The organism is Peribacillus sp. SIMBA_075, assembly GCF_046534585.1.
Window position 1 is genome coordinate 1 of sequence record NZ_JAWRYN010001220.1, and the last position, 250, is coordinate 250.

Below are 250 nucleotides of genomic sequence, written 5' to 3' on the forward strand. Positions count from 1 at the left end.
GGGTGCTCGTACGTTTGATGCCGCTTCTTATTTACGCTCACATGGTGCAGATACTGTACTTGTACAAGAGCTTTTAAAAGAAGATATGGATCAGTATTTACGGGTTGCAAAAGCTATTAAAAATGCGTACATTTATAAAAATGGAATTGCGATTGCTAAAGTTGATGGTGATGAATATTATGACCAAGTACTTATTGCACAATCAGCAGACACATTATTGACAATGACAGGTATCATTGCATCGTTTGTT

The 250-nt window shown here is 36.4% G+C and carries 1 pseudogene; it reads left to right on the top strand.

The features are described 5' to 3' along the window. A pseudogene (locus SB775_RS32205) lies at positions 1-250 on the top strand (hypothetical protein); the annotation flags it as partial.